General features: G+C 68.1%; 17 protein-coding genes. 11 read left to right on the top strand and 6 right to left on the bottom strand.

Annotation, left to right across the window (positions count from 1 at the left end; genetic code table 11):
- Window positions 1–7: 7 nt before the first annotated feature.
- From V6K52_RS04880 to V6K52_RS04900, 5 genes are read right to left on the bottom strand one after another with little or no spacing between them, the layout of a single operon-like run.
- Window positions 8–1,642, bottom strand: coding sequence for a glucoamylase family protein (locus V6K52_RS04880; protein ID WP_353952771.1), 1,635 nt, complete (start codon window positions 1,640–1,642; stop codon window positions 8–10).
- A 25-nt stretch (window positions 1,643–1,667) separates the two neighbouring features.
- Window positions 1,668–2,579 carry a carbohydrate ABC transporter permease gene (locus tag V6K52_RS04885; protein WP_353952772.1) on the bottom strand — a complete coding sequence of 304 codons (912 nt, stop codon included), beginning with the start codon at window positions 2,577–2,579 and terminating at the stop codon, window positions 1,668–1,670.
- Window positions 2,576–3,514, bottom strand: a complete 939-nt coding sequence (locus V6K52_RS04890) for a sugar ABC transporter permease (protein ID WP_353952773.1) — start codon at window positions 3,512–3,514, stop codon at window positions 2,576–2,578. Before V6K52_RS04890 ends, V6K52_RS04885 begins: the two co-directional genes overlap by 4 nt.
- A gap of 4 nt (window positions 3,515–3,518) precedes the next feature.
- On the bottom strand, window positions 3,519–4,820 hold the full coding sequence (locus V6K52_RS04895; RefSeq protein ID WP_353952774.1) for a sugar ABC transporter substrate-binding protein: 1,302 nt from the start codon (window positions 4,818–4,820) through the stop codon (window positions 3,519–3,521).
- Window positions 4,817–5,863 carry a LacI family DNA-binding transcriptional regulator gene (locus V6K52_RS04900; protein ID WP_353952775.1) on the bottom strand — a complete coding sequence of 349 codons (1,047 nt, stop codon included), beginning with the start codon at window positions 5,861–5,863 and terminating at the stop codon, window positions 4,817–4,819. The genes V6K52_RS04895 and V6K52_RS04900 overlap by 4 nt, the downstream gene beginning before the upstream one ends.
- A gap of 241 nt (window positions 5,864–6,104) precedes the next feature.
- Here V6K52_RS04900 and V6K52_RS04905 point away from each other — a divergent pair, with 241 nt between their 5' ends.
- The 11 genes from V6K52_RS04905 to htpX all read left to right on the top strand — a co-directional run bounded on the left by V6K52_RS04905 (window position 6,105) and on the right by htpX (window position 16,609).
- Window positions 6,105–7,157, top strand: coding sequence for an SGNH/GDSL hydrolase family protein (locus V6K52_RS04905; RefSeq protein ID WP_353952776.1), 1,053 nt, complete (start codon window positions 6,105–6,107; stop codon window positions 7,155–7,157).
- Between the two features lie 74 nt (window positions 7,158–7,231).
- A complete protein-coding gene (locus tag V6K52_RS04910; RefSeq protein ID WP_353952777.1) occupies window positions 7,232–7,765 on the top strand; it encodes an NADH-quinone oxidoreductase subunit C in 534 nt (177 codons plus the stop codon).
- Window position 7,766: 1 nt separating this feature from the next.
- Window positions 7,767–8,279: an STM3941 family protein gene (locus tag V6K52_RS04915; protein ID WP_353952778.1), complete on the top strand. Its 513-nt coding sequence runs from the start codon at window positions 7,767–7,769 to the stop codon at window positions 8,277–8,279.
- Between the two features lie 95 nt (window positions 8,280–8,374).
- The gene (locus tag V6K52_RS04920) at window positions 8,375–9,331 is read left to right on the top strand and encodes a complex I subunit 1 family protein (protein ID WP_353952779.1); all 957 of its coding nucleotides are present in this window, start codon (window positions 8,375–8,377) and stop codon (window positions 9,329–9,331) included.
- Window positions 9,328–9,879, top strand: coding sequence for an NADH-quinone oxidoreductase subunit I (locus V6K52_RS04925; protein ID WP_353952780.1), 552 nt, complete (start codon window positions 9,328–9,330; stop codon window positions 9,877–9,879). The genes V6K52_RS04920 and V6K52_RS04925 overlap by 4 nt, the downstream gene beginning before the upstream one ends.
- Window positions 9,876–10,454 carry an NADH-quinone oxidoreductase subunit J gene (locus tag V6K52_RS04930; RefSeq protein ID WP_353952781.1) on the top strand — a complete coding sequence of 193 codons (579 nt, stop codon included), beginning with the start codon at window positions 9,876–9,878 and terminating at the stop codon, window positions 10,452–10,454. The genes V6K52_RS04925 and V6K52_RS04930 overlap by 4 nt, the downstream gene beginning before the upstream one ends.
- A complete protein-coding gene (gene nuoK, locus V6K52_RS04935; RefSeq protein ID WP_353952782.1) occupies window positions 10,451–10,780 on the top strand; it encodes an NADH-quinone oxidoreductase subunit NuoK in 330 nt (109 codons plus the stop codon). Before V6K52_RS04930 ends, nuoK begins: the two co-directional genes overlap by 4 nt.
- Complete coding sequence (locus V6K52_RS04940; RefSeq protein ID WP_353952783.1) at window positions 10,777–12,687, top strand: NADH-quinone oxidoreductase subunit L; 1,911 nt, start codon at window positions 10,777–10,779, stop codon at window positions 12,685–12,687. The genes nuoK and V6K52_RS04940 overlap by 4 nt, the downstream gene beginning before the upstream one ends.
- A complete protein-coding gene (locus V6K52_RS04945) occupies window positions 12,678–14,171 on the top strand; it encodes an NADH-quinone oxidoreductase subunit M (RefSeq protein WP_353952784.1) in 1,494 nt (497 codons plus the stop codon). Before V6K52_RS04940 ends, V6K52_RS04945 begins: the two co-directional genes overlap by 10 nt.
- The gene (locus V6K52_RS04950) at window positions 14,168–15,619 is read left to right on the top strand and encodes a proton-conducting transporter membrane subunit (protein WP_353952785.1); all 1,452 of its coding nucleotides are present in this window, start codon (window positions 14,168–14,170) and stop codon (window positions 15,617–15,619) included. The genes V6K52_RS04945 and V6K52_RS04950 overlap by 4 nt, the downstream gene beginning before the upstream one ends.
- 99 nt (window positions 15,620–15,718) lie before the next feature.
- Entirely contained in the window at window positions 15,719–16,609 is an 891-nt protein-coding gene (htpX, locus tag V6K52_RS04955) for a zinc metalloprotease HtpX (RefSeq protein ID WP_353952786.1), read from the top strand.
- Here the strand turns inward: htpX and V6K52_RS04960 are convergent.
- Entirely contained in the window at window positions 16,594–17,721 is a 1,128-nt protein-coding gene (locus V6K52_RS04960) for an acyltransferase (RefSeq protein WP_353952787.1), read from the bottom strand. The genes htpX and V6K52_RS04960 overlap by 16 nt on opposite strands.
- Between the last annotated feature and the right edge of the window lie 57 nt (window positions 17,722–17,778).

Below are 17,778 nucleotides of genomic sequence, written 5' to 3' on the forward strand. Positions count from 1 at the left end.
TCCTGACTCAGGTGGTGCCGGCGCCGAACTCCTCAGCACCGATGACGGGTCGCAGGGCGCGCTCCACCGCGGGGGTGGAGAACGCGCGCCGGATGACGTCGCGACACAGGACATTGCCGACGGCCCCCATGACCATGGCTTGGTCGAGAGAGAGGTAGCGCCGCGCCACCTGACCTGAGCGGACGGCGACCGCATCGAAGAAGCCACCACGACCATAGGCCTTGAGGTCACGCTCGATGCTGGCGAGGTTGGCGAAGGCCTCTTGCGGCTCGTGCATCATCGCGAGGAAGGACGCGTGGGGAGTGACGACGCCGTCGCCATAGGTCGGGTTCGGGTTCGTCGCCGGTCGGCAGTCACCGAAGCCGACGTCGTAGTTCGTCATCTCCTGGTCAGAGAAGTACCCATTGGCACCGTTGCCGGGCTCGTTGCCGGGGCCCAGGCCGAGAGGGTCGACGCCGTACTCGCGGTAGCCGCCGGCCGGGTTGCTCGACGGCGAGAAGCCCCAGTAGCCGTAACCCGCCTCGTCGAGACCATGCTCGCGCTGGGCGCGGACGTGCAGGGGGTGGTTGCGACCCCAGCTCTTGGGCGCCCACGTCGCCTCCGGAACGAAGACGTCGGGCATGAGCTCCTCGAACATCGAGCCGCCCCAGCCGGGCACGATCCGCATGCCGCGGTAGGTGTAGGCGCCCTCGTAGACATCGATCCCGAGATAGGTACGGGTCTCGCCCACGGGCTGCATCTCCTGCCAGGACCAGTCGCACGTCGCCGGGAAGGTGCGCCACGCAGCGAAGTAGTGCCGCGCCGGCACTTGGCCGGTGAGGATGCCGAGATAGCTCGTGATCCGGGTCTCGGACACAGCCGTGTCGTAGTGGTGGTTCGAGAGCCAGACCGGATCTCCACCGATGTGGGTTCCCTTGTAGACGCCGCCCGGACGGTCGTGGTCGAAGGGGAAGAACCCGCCGTGCATGAGCCCACCGGGCCGCACGCTGGGGTGCGCCGGGTCGGTGCCGGGGTTGTAGTACGCGTCCCAGCGCATGCGGCTGAAGAGTCGGCGCGCCTGCTGGGCAGCGCCCTTGTCCGCGCTGGCCACGACGAGCAGGGCAGCGCCGAGCCAGGCATTGTCGATGCTCGAGCAGAACGGGTGGACGGTGGTGCCAGAGCCCGGCCAGCTGCGCAGTGCGTCCCCGGTCGCCTCGTCGTACCAGTTGTAGTACATCCCGCTCGGCTCGTGGTGCTCCATGCGCGCCAGAGTGCGCAGCGTGCGCAGGATCCGACTGGTGCACTCGCCACGGCTGATGACGCCGAGCTCGCGCGCCACGATGGCGCTCCACAGGTAGCCGCCGATGTTGGTGGGGGAGGTGTAGCCCGAGCGGTCCTGTGCCGCAAGCGATTCGGGGATGTTGTCCGCGGGAAGGCCGGTGCGGGGATCGGTCATGGCATCGAGGCTGCGCCACGTGTCACGGGCCCAACGTCGGACGGTGACCTCGTCCCACGCGGTGCCTGCCGTGGTGGCTGTGGTGCGAGTGGGGCGACGCTGTGCCGCAACGGCATTGGCGTTGGGGGCCAGGCCAAAGGCGGTCAGGGCGACGGCGCCGGTGACGAGGGTGCGACGGGTGACAGGGGTGATCGGGTTCTCGGACATGGAGCTCTCCTTTGAGCGGATCGGGCTACTTGATGCCGGTGGTGGCGATGCCCTCGATGAAGCGGCGCTGGAAGACGAGAAAGACGGCGAGCACGGGCAGGATCACGATCGTGGCGCCCGCCAGGAGCAGGCCGTACTGCGTGGAGTTCTGGCCGGTTGAATAGAGGGCGAGGGCGACCGGAAGGGTGTACTTGTCCTCCTGCTGGGCGACGACGAGCGGCCACAGGAAGTTGTTCCAGCTCCCGAGGAACGTCAGGATCCCCAGGGTCGCGAGGGCCGGCCCGGACAGGGGCAGGAAGATCCGCGTGAAGATGCGCAGTTCGCTGGCACCGTCGACCCGCCCCGCGTCGAGCAGGTCACGCGGCAGTCCGAGGAAGAACTGGCGCATGAGGAAGACCCCGAAGGGTGCGACGAGGAACGGCAGGATCAGGCCGGGCAGGCTGTTGATGAGGCCGATGTTCGCGACGAGCACGAAGAGCGGCACGAAGGTGACGACGCCCGGGATCATCAGCGTTGCCATGACCACGAGGAACAACGCCCGCTTGCCGCGGAAGTCGAGCATCGCCAGGGCGTAGCCCAGCATCGAGCAGAAGAGCAGGTTGCCCGCTGTGACGACCACCGCCACGACCGTGGAGTTGACGAAGTACTGCGAGAAGTTCAGGCGGGTGAACAGTTGTGTGTAGTTGTCGAAGGTGGCTGCCTGTGGCCACCACGTCGGCGGACGCTGCAGCAGCTCGCCCTGGGTCTTGAAGCTGCCGAGCACCATCCAGACGAACGGTGCGACGACGACGAGCAGGACGAGAGAGAGGATGACGTAGAGCCACCAGCGACTGGGCTGTCCGTCGCTGGCGGTGACCGTCGAGGTCTCGGGTTCGGAATCCGGTGCAGAGCTCGAAGCCGATCCGGTCGTGCTGGACAGGACGGGAAGGGTGCTCATGTGTTCTCCCGGAGGAGGCGGAACTGGATGGCGGTGACCACGGCGATGATGACGAAGATGAGATAGCTCATCGACGCGGCGAAGCCGTAGTTGCCGAAGCCGAACTGCTTGTAGGTGTACATCGATATCGAGATCGTGCTGTTGAGCGGACCACCGTTGGTCATGATGAGCGGCTCCTCGAAGAACTGGATGTAGCCGATCGAGGTCGTCACCGACACGAAGAGGATCGTCGGGCGCAACATCGGGATCGTGACGTGCCGGAACCGTTGCAACGCGCTGGCCCCGTCGATCTTGGCCGCCTCGTGGAGCATGGCGGGGACGCTCTGGAGCCCGGCGAGGAAGATGATCATCGGCGTGCCGAAGTTGCGCCACGACGCCATCATGATGAGGCCGGGCATGGACCAGTTCGGGTCGCCGAGCCAGTTGGGCCCGTCGATGCCGACCCAGCCGAGCACGGTGTTGATCAGCCCGCTCTCATGCTGGAGCAGGAAGCGCCACACGACGGCCACCGCGACGATCGAGGTGATGACCGGCAGATAGAAGCCGAGCCGGAAGACCGCTCGGAACCTGCGAATTCCCTTGTCCAGAGCGAGGGCTGCGGCCAGGGCGAGACCGAGAGTGAGCGGCATACCGATCAACACGAAGTAGGCCGTGTTGAACATGGCCTTGCGGAAGACCGGATCCGACAGGGCACGCGTGTAGTTGTCCAGACCGACGATGTCCACCGAGAACGGCGTCCGGAGGTCTTTCGACTTCGTGTCGGTGACGCTCATGAAGAGCGACTGCAGCACTGGCCACAGCGTGAAGATCAGGAAGAGGGCACAGAACGGCAGGGCCAGGACCCAGGCCGCGATCCCTTCCTGTCGGCCGCGCCGGGACGGGCGCTTGGAGCGCCCGGCCCGGCTGTCGGCAGCGACCGGCGTTGTCGTGGTCATGGCGTCACTGACCGGTGCCGATGGACTCGGCCTGCTGCTGCACCGTCTTGAGTGCCGCGCCGACGTCAGCGTTCTGCTTGGTCACCTTCTCCATCTCGGTGTCGAAGCTGGTGATGACCTGCTCCCACGACGGGAAGGTCGGCGGGGCCTGAGCCGTCTCGAGCTGCTTGCCAAAGGTGGCGAGCTTGTCGTCGGCGCTGATGGCGGGGTCCTCCCACGCGGACTTTACCGACGGCAGGTCAGTCGACTGCTGGTACCACTTGACCTGGGTCTCAGGCTGCGCCAGCCACTGCACGAGCTTCCAGGCGCTGTCGCGGTTCTCCGTCTTCTTGAAGACGACGAAGTTCGAGCCACCGACGAACGACGAGCTCGAGTCCTTGGTCGGCATCGCCATGACGGAGTACTTGTCCTTGAAGCCGGCGCCGCCGACCTTCTCAACGGCCGACATCATCCACGGGCCACTGATGAACATCGGGACGCGACCGCTGGCGAAGTCGGGCTCGGTCGTCGGCTGCGCCGGGGCGGCCTTGTCGGCGATCCCGTCGGTGAAGTAGGACTGGTAGTACTTCGCGGCCTCGGCGATCTCGGGCGTGTCGAAGTTGTAGGCCTTGCCGTCGTCCTTGGTGAGGTTGGCACCGTTGGACCAGGCGAACGGCATGATCGACTGCCACGAGCCCTGGCCACCGGCCTGCAGGCCGATGCCGAACTTCGCGCCCGCCTTCTCCTGCATGGCCTTGGCCATCGCCTTGAGCCCGTCCCAGTCCTTGGGGGGCTCACTGAAGCCGGCCTTGGCGGCGAGGTCGGTGCGGTAGTAGACGAGTCGCGTCTCGACATACCAAGGGATGCCGTATGCCGTGCCGTCGACTTCGGTGGTCTTCTGGGCCCCTTCGAAGAACGAGGCCTTGTCGATGCCCTCAGGGGTGGGGTCGAGGGCATCCATGCCGGCGAACTCACCCATCCAGGTGCTGCCGACCATGGCGGCGTCGGGTGTCTGCCCGGCGGTGATCGCCGAGGCGAACTTGTCGTGCGCGGCATCCCACGGGATCGCGGTGACTTCGACCTTGGCGCCGGGGTTGGCCGCCTCGAACTCCTTGACGAGGGCCGGGAGCTTCTCTCCCTCGGCGCCCATCGCCCACACAGTGAGCGTTCCGGTCGCCTTGCCTTCTGCGATCGGTTTGGCGGAGGCGCCTGCGTTGGCTCCGCCGCTGTCGGCTTCGCGACCACAGGCGGACAGGGCCAGGGTCGTGGCCGTCAGACCCGCGACGACGAAGACCGTCCGGCGGGTGAACGTGGGGTGGGCATTCATGGGAGGTGCCTTTCAGGAGGGGATGTGGTGCAGCCGCAGGAGGAGCGGATGACCACCTGCGTGGGGAGGATGTCGTGGGTGGGGGAGGAGCCGTTGGTGGCGGCGAGACCAGTGAGGTGGCCGTGGAGGCGCTCGCTCGCGAGAGCGCCGAGGTCGCGGACCGGCTGCCGCACCGTGGTGAGGGCCGGTCGGACATGGCGCGCGGCCATGACGTCGTCCCAGCCGACGACGGCGACGTCGGTTGGCACGGAGAGGCCGTGGTCCTGGAGGTGGCCGAGAACGGCCAGTGCGAGCTCGTCGTTGGCGCAGACGAGGGCGTCGGTGCGGTGTTCACCCGCGAGGTATGCCGCCGCGAAGGCGGTGCCGTCCGACTCCCGCAAACCGATCCGGACCGGCTCGGCCACCTCGAGTCCATGAGCTGCGTGCGCGGCTGAGAAGCCGGCATACCGGCCGGCGATGTCTGCACCGGCATCGGGATCTCCGAGGAAGAGCAACGAGCGCCGCCCGTGCTCGAGGAGGTGGCGGGTGAGTTGCTCGGCGCTTGTGACGTTCTCGGCGGCGAGGCTGTCGATGACCCCGCCGGCAGCGCCGGCCAGGGAGAGGAGCGGTTTGGCCATCGCGAGTTGGGCCAAGGTCTCGTCGTCAAGGTCGGAGCCCAGGATGGCCAGCGCGTCGACGCGTGACATCAGTTGGCGGATGGCGCGGCTGGGGTCGGGCTTGCCCTGCGTGACGACGACGATGACGCCGAGGCCGAGTTCGGAGGCGCGGGACTCGAAGCCCATGAGCAGCTCGGAGTAGTAGGGACCGCCCAGCTCAGGGAGGACGAGGCCGAGCAGTTCGTGGCGGGAGACGGCCAGGCTGCGGGCTGCGCCGAGGGGGACGTAGTTGAGTTCGGTGGCCGCGGCGAGGACGCGCTCTCGGGTGCCCTTTGCAACGGTGCCCGGGCCCTGGAAGACGCGCGAGACGGTGGCGATCGAGACCCCTGCGGCGTCGGCGACGGAGTAGATCGTCGCGCGCTGGCTGTGGTTCGCACGTCCAGACATCAGCAGGGTGCTCCTTGGTCTCGTCGTTGAGTCGGAGTCCGGTCGTACACGCCAGGAATCTCTGTAAGCGCTTACAATCGGGTGGACACATCGTGCACCAGAACAGTGGGTCTGGCAAGGGTCAACGTCAGGTATGGGCTTGGCAAAGGGTTGATCCAAAGGACCGCCGGGGCGTTCATGTACCCCTAAATTGCGAGCATCAAACCGAGGTCCACGACCTCATTCCAGTGGGAGATGCTCAATGACGACCATCGCAAAGATCGGCCTGCTCGCTGCCTCCGCCGCAGCAGGCAGCCTCCTGTTTGCTGCCGCACCCGCCCAGGCGGCTTCGTCCTACGTCGCACTTGGCGACTCGTACTCGTCGGGCACGGGGACCCGCAGCTACATCAATGACGGGACCGAGTGCCTGCGATCCACGAAGGCCTATCCCTCGCTCATCGCCGCGGCCAAGGGCTATGCGCTCAATTTCCGGGCCTGCTCGGGCGCGAAGGTCGCCGACGTCACCAACACCCAGCTCAGCGCGCTCACCTCGTCGACGACCCACGTGAGCATCTCCATCGGCGGCAACGATGCAGGCTTCGCTGACGTCCTCACGGAGTGCGCCATGCCCGGCTGGGCGAGCAACTGCAACGGCAAGATCGACGGTGCCCAGAACTACATCAACAACGTCCTGCCGGGTCAGCTCTCGACCCTCTACACCTCCATCAGGAGCAAGGCGCCCAACGCCAGGGTCGTCGTTGTCGGCTACCCACGCATCTTCCAGGGCGAGGACTGCAACGCCTTCACCTGGTTCTCACCGGCCGAGGAAACCCGGCTCAACCAGATGGCTGATCTCATCAACGCCAAAACGTCAGCAGCCGCTGGTGCCAAGGCATTCAGCTTTGCCAACCCGACCTCGCGCTTCATCGGTCACGCGGTCTGCGACGACGTCGAGTGGCTCAACGGACTCTCGAACCCCATCGTGGAGAGCTATCACCCCAACGTGGCTGGTCACGCCAGTGGCTACACGCCGACCGTGAGCGCGCCGCTCACCGGATCCGCCCTCAAGGTGAACGCCAGGACGTTCGAACGGGCCGCGGCGTCCTCGGATCGGCTCGCCGAGCAACAGCGCACCTACGCCGCCGCTGACTCACGCATCAAGCCGAAGTTCGTCCTGACGCCCGACCTGGGCTCGGAGCGGGTCAAGGCTGCTGCGGCCCGTGCCGGTGTCGACCTGTCGTCGCGGGCGAGCATCGACGCCGCTGACCGCCAGTGGTCGCAACGTCAGGCCGCGCAGCACGCCGCAACCCGCTGACACCTCGCCTTGTGAGTATGAGCCCACGCTCTGGCGTGGGCTCATACTCACGAGGCCGGGGATAGGGTTCCTTTGTGAGCACCGACGAGCTTCATGACGTGGCCCTGGCCGACTGGCACGAGGCCGTCGCCGCCGCCCAGGCCACGGGATTCACCTTCTTTGACTGGCTCAGCGCCGTCGACCGCACCTACGACGAGGCGGCCCCCGGCTACGACCTCGTCCTGCGCGCGCTGGACGTCTCCCACGAAGGCGAGGGTCGCGGCATGCGCGGCATCCGGATCACGACGCGCGTCGCCGAAGGCGAGGCGGCACCTTCGGTGACCGATGTGTATGCCGGTTCCGCTTGGCACGAACGCGAGACGCACGAGATGTTCGGGGTCGAGTTCGCCGACTTCGACGACGGCTCCGGCTCGGGCATGCGTCCCCTGCTCCTCCCGGACGGGTTCGAGGGGACGCCGTTGCGCAAGTCGTTCGTCCTCGCTGCGCGCGCGTCGAAGCAGTGGCCGGGTGGCAAGGAGCCCGGAGAGGGACACGACTCCGCCAAGTCCCCGTCCCGCCGCCGCGTCCAGGCTCCCGGTGTCCCCGGACCCGACTGGGGACCGCGCTGACGTGGACGCAGTCGTCATCGAACGCAGCAAGGTCAAGACGGCCTTGGCGCTCATCGGGAGTGTGCTGTTCTGCGTGGCCTCGGTCGTGCTCTGGAGGGCGGGGAACCCCGTCATCGGCCTTCTTGGGCTGCTGACCTTCGGTGCCTTCGGGGTCTTCATCGTGCGCGCGCTCTTCCAGAGTGGCCCGGGCCTCGTCCTCGACGACGAGGGTTTTGTCGACGACAGCTCAGCGGGCTCCGTTGGTCGCGTCCTGTGGGCTGACGTCACACAACTGTCGACGTGGGCCCACCAAGGTGCCAACGTCCTCGTCGTCACGGTCCGCAATCCGGAGACCTACGTCGCCCGCCTCGGCGCGGGGCGACGTCGTTACGCCCGAATCAACATGAAGATGATGGGGTCCCCGGTGGGCATCGCCTCCAACCCGCTGAAGGTTGACTACGACACCTTGTTCGCCCTGTTCACCGAGCGCCTGGAGAAGTACCGATCCCGTCCGACTGAAGGCATGCTCAGCTGAACGTTGGCGACACGAAGCCCGGGTGAGTGGCGTCGGGTGACCACGGCACGGCATAGACGGCTCCCGTCAGTGCCCAACTACTAGGCTGCGTGACGATGAGCGTGCTCGAGGTGGTCGTGAGGTCGGTGGCCGTGCTGGCCGCCTTCCTTGTCTTCCCCCTGCTCGTCGGGCAGACCGAGCACAAGCTCATGGCCCACATGCAGGGCCGCCTCGGACCGATGTATGCCGGTGGCTTCCACGGCTGGGCTCAACTCGTCGCCGACGGGGTGAAGTTCGTCCAGAAGGAGGACATCACTCCGCGCGCGGCCGACCGGACGATCTTCAAGATCGCGCCCTTTGTCGCCCTCATTCCCTATCTCCTGGCGATGGCGGCACTTCCGCTGCAACGCGATGTCGTCGCTGTCGACGTGCCAGCGAGCGCCGTCCTCATCCTGGCCGCGACGAGTGTCGGTGCCCTCGGCACGCTCATGGCGGGGTGGGCCAGTGCCAACAAGTACGCATTGCTCGGTGCGCTGCGGTCCGCCGCACAGCTCGTGTCCTACGAGTTGCCGCTCGTCCTCGCGGTTGCCTCTGCCTGCCTCGCGGCCGGGACGCTTAGCCTCTCTGGTGTCGTGGAGGCCTGGTCGCCGTGGTGGCTCATCTGGCAGCTGCCCGGCGCGATCGTCTTCCTCGTCGCCGCCCTCGCCGAGCTGCAGCGTCCGCCCTTCGACATGCCCATCGCCGACGCCGAGCTCGTCATGGGTCCGTGGACCGAATACACGGGTCTGCGGTTCGCGTTCTTCCTGCTCGCGGAGTATGCCGGGATCGTCGTCTTCTCTCTCCTCTTCGCCGTGCTCTATCTCGGCGGCTGGCGGGGTCCGTTCGACGAGCACGTCGGGTGGCTGTGGACGTTGCTCAAGGGCTTCGTTATCGCCATCCTCGTCATCTGGTTCCGCGTCGCCTGGCCGCGCATGCGTGAGGACCAGCTCCAACGGCTCGCGTGGCTCATCCTCCTGCCCATGGCCCTGATCCAGTTGGCCCTCACCGGAATTGGCGTAGTGATGACGCGATGAGCAAGCACAATGACAAGGGCATCCTGCCCGGCATCCTCAAGGGTTTGGCGACAACCGCCAAGACCGCGATGAAGCCGGCGCACACCCACGAATATCCCGACGTCGCGCCGGACCTTCCCCCGCGCAGCAGGGGAGTCATCGCGCTCCTCGAGGAGAACTGCACGAGCTGCATGCTGTGCGCGCGCGAGTGCCCTGACTGGTGCATCTACATCGAGTCGCACAAGGAGACGATCCCGGCGACGACCGAGGGTGGGCGCGACCGCCAGCGCAACGTCCTCGACGACTTCTCCATCGACTTCTCGCTCTGCATGTATTGCGGGATCTGCATCGAGGTCTGCCCCTTCGATGCGCTCTTCTGGAGCCCGCAGTTCGAATACGCCGAGACCGACATCCGCGACCTCCTCCACGACAAAGACCGCCTCGGCGGCTGGATGGAGAGCGTCCCGCCGCCGCCTGCCCTCGATGAGCGTGCGGCCGAGCCGGCCGAGATCGCTGCCATCAACAAGCCAGCCCGCACGCCCCGGGCCACCAAGGGTCCTGACACATGACCTCTCTCGATCTCGCGTTCGCCGCGTGCGGTCTGCTCGCCGTCGTCGCCGGGCTGCTCGCGGTGACGACCCGTCAGGTGGTGCACGCGGCGCTGTGGCTGGTCGTCGCGCTGCTCGGCGTGGCCGGGTGCCTGCTCGTGCTGGGGCACGAGTTGGTCGCGCTCGTGCTGGTCCTCGTCTATGTCGGGGCCGTCGTCGTGCTCGTCCTCTTTGCCCTCATGCTCACGCGCGCGCCGATCGGGCCCGACTTGGTGCACGACGTTCCGGTGTGGCGTCGGGTCGCTGCTGGGGTTGCTGGTGCAGCGACGGCCGGGCTGTTGCTCGCGGCACTGTTGCCGCTGGCCGGTGGAGCCGTCGAGCGGCGTGAGATCTCCAACCAGGCCGTCGCGACCGAACTGTTCGGGACGTGGGTGTGGCCGTTCGAGGCGCTGTCGGTGCTGCTGCTCGCCGCTCTCATCGCGGCCCTTGCCGTGTCGCGGGGACGTCCTGAAGCCCGACTTATTGCGCATTCCGACGGGAGGAGCGCAACGACGAACGTCGGAATGCGCAATAAGTCGGGGGTGAAGGGGTCGTGATCCACCTCGCCGGTCCCTACATCGTCGCCGCGCTCCTCGTCGGCCTCGGTGTCATGGGCGTCCTCGTGCGCCGCAACGCCGTGCTCCTGCTCATCGGTGTCGAGCTCATCCTGTCGGGCTCACTCGTGCTGCTTGTGGCCTCGGGTGCGACCTCGCCGTCGCGCTGGGAGTCGTCCAGCGTCCTGCCGCTCTTTGTCATCACGATCGCGGCGGCCGAGGTCGTCGTCGCCCTCGCGGTGATCCTCACGGCGTTCCGCCACCGCGGCTCGATCGACCTCGACGGCCCCCTGGGCGCAGCCGACTCGGGTGAGGGGAGCGGGACGTGACTGCGCTCCAGGTGTCCCACCTCCTCGTCCTCATCCCCGTCCTCGCGGCGGTCGTCACGCTGGCCCTCCGACGGACACCACACCTCGCAGCGGGCTTCGCGACCCTCGCAGCTCTCGGCTCACTGGCTGTGGCCGTCGTCGGTCTCGTCGTCGCCCCGACCCGCTTCCAGGGAATCATCCAGCTGGGCGGGACGCTGTTGGTCGGCGAGATCGAGATGCCGCTGCAGCTCGGCGCCGGTCCGGCCACTGCGGCAGTGGCCGCGGCCGTCGCGCTCGTCGTCGTCGCCGTCCTCGTCTTCACCCGCTGGTACCTCGCCGAGGACGACCGCCTGGCCCAGTTCGCCGCGACCGTCTCGCTCTTCACCGGCGCGATGATGCTCGTCGTCCACGCCCGCGACCTCGTCCTCACCCTCGTCGGTTGGGAGGTCATGGGCTGGTGCTCCTATCTCCTCATCGGCCACTGGTCGCGCAAGGAGTCGGCGCGACGAGCGGCCTACAAGGCATTCATCGTCACGCGCGTGGCGGACATCGGTTTCGTCCTCGGCATCGTCGGTCTCGTCGCCGGCGCTGGGTCAACCGGCCTCGATGCCGTGATCGCCCACTGGTCCAACACCGGCGGAGAGTGCATCGACACGGCCACCCAGATCGCGGCCTGCGTGTCTGCACCCGAGCCGTGGTTGCGCTCTCTCCTGCTCGCGCTCGTCATCATCGGGGTGCTCGGCAAGTCGGCCCAGTTCCCGTTCCAGGACTGGCTGCCCGATGCGATGGAGGGCCCGACGCCGGCGTCAGCACTCATCCACGCGGCCACGATGGTGGCGGCCGGCACGGTCGTCCTCGCGCAGCTCTTCCCGATCCTCGTCCACGCCGACGGTGCCCGCTGGCTGCTCGGCGCCGCGACGGCCGTGACCATGGTCGGTGCAGCTGTCCTCGCCCTCGGTCAGTCCGACCTCAAGCGACTCCTGGCCTGGTCGACGGTGAGCCAGGTCGCGATCATGCTGTCTGCGCTCGCCACGAGCACCGAGGCGATCGGTCCGGACCCGGCGCTCTTCCACCTGTGGTCGCACGCGATCTTCAAGTCGCTCCTCTTCCTCACGATCGGCTGGCTCGCGGTCGTGGCCGGGTCGACGCTCGCGGTCGCCCTGCGCGGCACGGGCCACGTCCATCAGCTCGCCCGGGTCGCGTGGCTCTTTGGCCTCCTCTCGCTCGCCGGAGTGCCGTTTCTCATCGGTGGGCTGTCCAAGGAACACGTGATCACCACGGCCTATGAAGGTGCGATTGTCTCCGGCGGCCCGGGGGTCCTCGTGCTGGCCGCACTCCTCGTGACCGTCGTCCTCACGGCCGCCTACGCGACTCGCGCCCACCTTGTCGTCACCGCTCCCCTCCAGATGCCCGCCGAGGTCGCGCACGACGAAGACCACCATTCCGGTATGCCGCCGGCCGCCGTTCTCGCATCGCTGGCCGTTCTCACCGTGCTCACCATCGTCGGTGGGCTGGTGCTCATCACCGGGCTCTTCGACATCCACGGTGCATCGGCGTGGTGGATGCTGCTCACCGCCATCCTCATCGTCATCGGAGGGGGCATCGCCTATCTTGCCCGCGGCTCCGGTGACCCACGAGACGCCTTCGTCCGCACGCCACGTCAACGCGCACTGGCCGATGCAGGCCTTGGGTTCGACACGGCATACCGGAAGCTTGTCGCCCGACCGGTGCTGGGACTGGCCAAGGTCGTCGCGTTCCTCGACCGTGAGGTCGTCGACGGCTACGTGCGTGGGGCGGCGGCCTCGACCGGGATCGTCGGGTGGTTCGCCGAGCGCGGTCACCGACGGGAAGCGCCGTCGGCAGGCATCGGGCTCATTGCGCTCGGGCTCCTCGTCGCGGCGGGGACGGCGGTGCTCACATGGCGCTGATCCTCATGCTGCTCGTGCCAGGGGCCGTGGGCCTGTGGCTGGTCACGGGCGGTCGCGCCCTCACTGCGTCGACCGCACGCGTCGTCGCCCTCGCGGCCGCGGTCGTCGGGGGAGTGGCCGCGATCGCCGCGACCGTGATCCGGCCCGTCGTCGACCGGGCCTGGATCCCCGATCTCGGGGTGCGCTGGCACTTCGAGGTCGACGGCATCGGTGCGCCGCTCATCGTTCTCACCGCGGTCATCGGCGTCCTCGTCGTCGCGCACGCCTGGGTGGAGCAGCCCTGGGCCGACTCGGCGCGCAGTGGCAGCGCCGCAACCTATCTCGGTGCGCTGCTCCTCGTCGAGACCGGTGCACTCGCGGCCTTCTCGGCGCGGGATGCCATCCTCTTCTTCATCGCGTTCGAGATCGTCCTCGTGCCGATGTGGCTGCTCATCAGCCGCTATGGCGACAAGCACAGTGCGTCGGCTCGGGCTGATGCTTCCGCCCGGTTCATCCTCTACACGGCGGTCGGCTCAACGCTGATGCTCGTCGGCATCCTGCTGCTCGTGACCCAGGCCCGGACGGCCGACTTCGGCGCACTGCCGGCAGCGGCCGCCGGCCTGACCCTTGGTCAGCAAACCCTCATTGCAGTGCTGCTCACGCTCGGCCTCGCCGTCAAGGTTCCTGTCTTCCCACTGCACACGTGGCTTCCCGCGGCGCACACAACCGCGCCCACGGCCGGGTCGGTGCTCCTCGCCGCCGTGCTCCTCAAGCTCGGGACCTACGGCCTCGTGCGGCTGCCGCTGGCAAACGTGCCCGACGGCTTCGCCCGCATCGCGCCCGTCCTCGCGATCGCTGGTGTCGTGGGCATCCTCTGGGGTGGCCTCATCTGCCTCGTGGAGCGTGACCTCAAGCGGCTCATCGCCTTCTCGTCGGTGGCGCACATGGGCTTCGTCGTCCTCGGTCTCGCCTCCGGCACCGAGACCGGGCTCCAGGCAGCGCTCATCGGCAACATCGCCCACGGCGTCATCTCGGCCCTGCTCTTCGTCATCGTCGGTGGGCTCAAGCACCGCTGGGGGTCGGTCGACCTCGCGGTGGTGCGGCCTGCGCTGCGCGAGGTGTCACCGCGCCTCGGATTTGGACTCATCCTCGGCCTGGCTGCCGGACTCGGGCTCCCCGGGCTCGCCGGCTTCTGGGGGGAGTTCGTCTCTCTCGTCGCAGCGTGGAATCCCGCCCAGCACACCGGGATCCTGCGCACCTGCGCCGTCATCGCCGCCGTGGGGGCCGCTCTCGCTGCGGCCTACTCGCTGCGGGTGGCTCGCATCGTCTGGGTGGGCGACGCCGTCGAGGACGATGCGCCCGATCGTGCGCCTGACGCACGCGGCGTCGAGCTGGGTGTCGTCGCGGCCCTCGTCGTCGGGGTCGTCGCGATCGGCGTCGCTCCCCACCTCGTCTTCTCGGTGACGGCCGACGCCGTCACCGCACTCATCGGAGGTGGCCGATGACCCTCGAGATGTCATGGGCGTTGCTGCTGCCGGCGCTCATCCCCGTTGCCGCCATGGTGCTCGTGCTCGTCGTCGATGCGATCACGCCGCGAGCCCGGCTGGCTGCGCCGGTCATCGGGGGCCTCGGACTCCTCGGGGGAGCAGTCGCCGCAATCCCCGGTCTCCTCGCCACCGAACCCCGCCTCACCCTCTGCACACCCGCTCCGGATGGTCGCTGCATGTGGGACGGCAGTCCCCTGACGAGCACCCTCCAAATCGCCGCGCTTCTCGCGACCCTCGCGGTCCTTGCCCTGGTCTCCGTCCGCAGGGCCGGCGTCATCGATGTCGTCATGCTGCTCGCCTCTGCCAGCGGCGCGGTTGCGGTCGTCGCCTCACGCGACCTCGGCACCTGGCTCATCACGCTCGAGCTCGCGACCCTCCCCGTCATCGCCCTCGTCGCCTGGCGTGATCGCCGGGCTGCAGCCCATGGCGCTCTCACCCTCCTCACCACCTCACTGGTGTCGTTCGGGCTGCTCGTGCTCGGGACCGCTCTCTGGGTCACGGCCACCGGAGACCCGACCCTGACCGGTGACTCCCTGGCGACAGCCTGGGCCGTCCCCGAGCAGCGCCTTCTCGCCGGTCTGGCCACTGTCGTCCTCCTCGCCGGGCTCGCATTCAAGCTCTCGGCCGTGCCGTTCCATGCGTGGACCCCGACCACGCTGACCTCGGGTCCACTCCCGGTCTCGGCGCTGCTGGCGTCGGCCTCGAAGCTCGCCGCTGTCGGCGCCCTCATCGTCGTGCTGGCGCCCTACGACGCGGTCGTCGGGCTGACTCCCGGTCCGCACGTCATCGTCGCGGCACTCGTCATCCTCACCGTTGCCTCGATGCTCATCGGCACGGTCATGGCGCTGCGCCAGACCGAGGTCGTGCGCCTGCTCGCGTGGTCGACCGTCGCGCAGGCCGGCTGGATCCTCCTCCCGCTCACGGCGCTGACCGTTGCCGGCCGTCAGGCTGCCGCAATCTATGCCGTCGTGTATGCCGTGGCCAGCCTGGTCGCGTTCGCTGCGGTCCGTGCCATCCACGGACCGCACGTCGAAGACGGTCGGGAGCTCACGGCATACAAGGGTCTGCTGCGACGCGACCCGGTGGCCGGAGGAACGCTGGCGCTCGCGCTGCTCGTCCTCGCGGGACTGCCGCCCGGGGTCATCGGACTCGTCGCCAAGATCGTCGCGATCCGGCCGGTCGTCTCGGCCGGGCTGTGGCCGGTGGCCGTGGTGGCCGTGGTGGCGGCCGTGCTGGGGATCGCCGTCTATCTGCGCTGGTTCGCAGTCCTCTTCGGTGAGTCGGACAGTGATGCGCCGGCGCGGCCGAGGTCTCGTCGGGCGAGCGTGGGGGTGGCTGCGATCGGGGCCGCACTTCTCATCGTCACGAGTGTGTTGCCGCAGCTCCTCGTCGGCCTCGTGTCGTGACGCAGGCGTTCGGCAGCCAACGTCGCATCGCACCGGGGGCTGGTTTCCCAGGGATGCTGCACACGGAACGTGCCGCGAGCGATCTGCGTTAATAGGGGCATGCACAACCACTTCAACGGCGCGAAGACTGCTGGTCTGTTCGGGCTCATCATGGCCCTGTTCCTAGGCCTCGGCTGGGTCGCAGCGAGCTACTTCGGCAACCCGAGCTTCATCCTCATCTTCGCGCTCTTCGGTGTCGCGATGACGTTCTACTCGTACTGGAACAGCGACAAGCTCGCCATCAAGGCGATGCAGGCGTACCAGGTCAGCGAGGCCGAGGCCCCGGCCATGTACCGCATCGTCCGCGAGCTCTCCACCAAGGCAGGGCAGCCGATGCCCAGGCTCTACATCTCGCCGACGGAGGCTCCCAACGCGTTCGCGACCGGGCGCAACCCCCAGAACTCAGCCGTCTGCTGCACCCAGGGCATCCTGCAGCTCCTGGACGAGCGTGAGCTGCGCGGGGTCCTTGGCCATGAGCTCATGCATGTCTACAACCGTGACATCCTCACCGGCTCCGTCGCTGCCGCGATCGCCGGCGTCATCAGCAGCGTCGGTCAGATGCTGGCCTTCAGCTCGATGTTCGGTGGTGGCAACCGTGACAACGACAACCCCGGTGGCGCGATGGCCGGTCTCGCGATGGCGTTCATCGCCCCGATCGGCGCGATGGTCATCCAGCTCGCGATCACCCGCACCCGCGAGTACGACGCTGACGAGGACGGCGCCACCCTGACCGGCGATCCGCTGGCCCTCGCGTCAGCCCTGGCCAAGCTCGAGGCAGGTGTGTCACGCGCACCGCTCGCACCCACGAAGAACCTCGTGAACGCGAGCCACATGATGATCGCCAACCCGTTCCGCTCACAGGACATCTCAAAGCTCATGGCCACGCACCCGCCGATGGCCGACCGGATCGCTCGCCTCCAGGCCATGGCGACCGGCTACCGCCCCAGCTGACCCAGCTGGTCCAGGCGCAGCGTCGTCCGAGGCTGGGTGCGAGCCCGGATCCAGGCGTTGGCGGGCGCCTCGATCGCGTGGTGGAACACGGCGGACAGCGCCACGCTCACGAGCAGCACACCGAGGAGCAACCCGAGACCTGGCACCAGCGACCACGCCGGATGGGAGACCAGCGTGTGTTCGATGGTGCGCATGACCAGGATGTGCACGAGATAGAAGGCGAATGACCACTCGCCCAGCCGCACCAGCCACGGCCGCGACAGCCAGTTGGTCAGGGCCGAACCGCCGGCGCCAATGACGCCGCTGGCCTGCCGCTCGGCCAGGGCGCCGATGAGCAGGACGAAGCCGGGCAGCGTCGTGAGGGACACGGCATACGCCGTCGGGACGTGAGATGCGGCGATCCATCCGAGCGCGACCACCCCGAGAGCCCAGCGGTGACGCACGCTCGGCCACGCTCCGAGCCGCACGAGTCGGGCGCAGGCCAGCCCGGCGACGAACTCCGGCAACCTCAGCAGCGGCACTCGGCTGAGATCCGCCGACGACAGGTCGATCGCCACGGCCGCGAGCACCGCCGCCACAGCCGCTGCGGCAAGCCAGATCCACGCGCTTCGACGGCTCCGGCGCCCCAGGGCGACGGCCGCGATGGGGAACAGCGCATAGAAGAAAGCCTCACAGGCGAGCGACCAGCTGACCGGGTTGCCGGCCTGGGACCAGCCGGGGACCCACGAGCTGAGCAGCCCGCCATTGGTGGCCATCGCGGGCCAGCCTCCGGTCTCCGCACGAGGTCCGAGCGAAGGAGCCACTGTGAACCCGAGCGCCAGGGCCAACGCAGCTGTGACGAGGTGCAGGGGAACGACTCGAGCGACCCGGCGCCACCAGAACGTTGTTGCCCTCTCACCGGATCGGGTGGACCACAAGAGGACGAACCCGGAGAGAACGAAGAAGAAGCTGACCCCCACGTGCCCGGCCGCTCCCACGTCGAGCAGGAATTGCTGCCCACCTCCGGACAGGTATCCCGCCAGCCCGGCATGGTGCACGAAGACGGCTGAGGCAGCGAGCCAGCGGGCCCCGGTGAGGGCAGGCAGCGTTGCGGCGTTCCCCTCCCCGGACATGGCCACAAGACTAAGGGGCCTAAAACGACACGGTCCTTGCAACTCCTCAAAATCCGA

The organism is Knoellia sp. S7-12, assembly GCF_040518285.1.
GTDB lineage: Bacteria > Actinomycetota > Actinomycetes > Actinomycetales > Dermatophilaceae > Knoellia.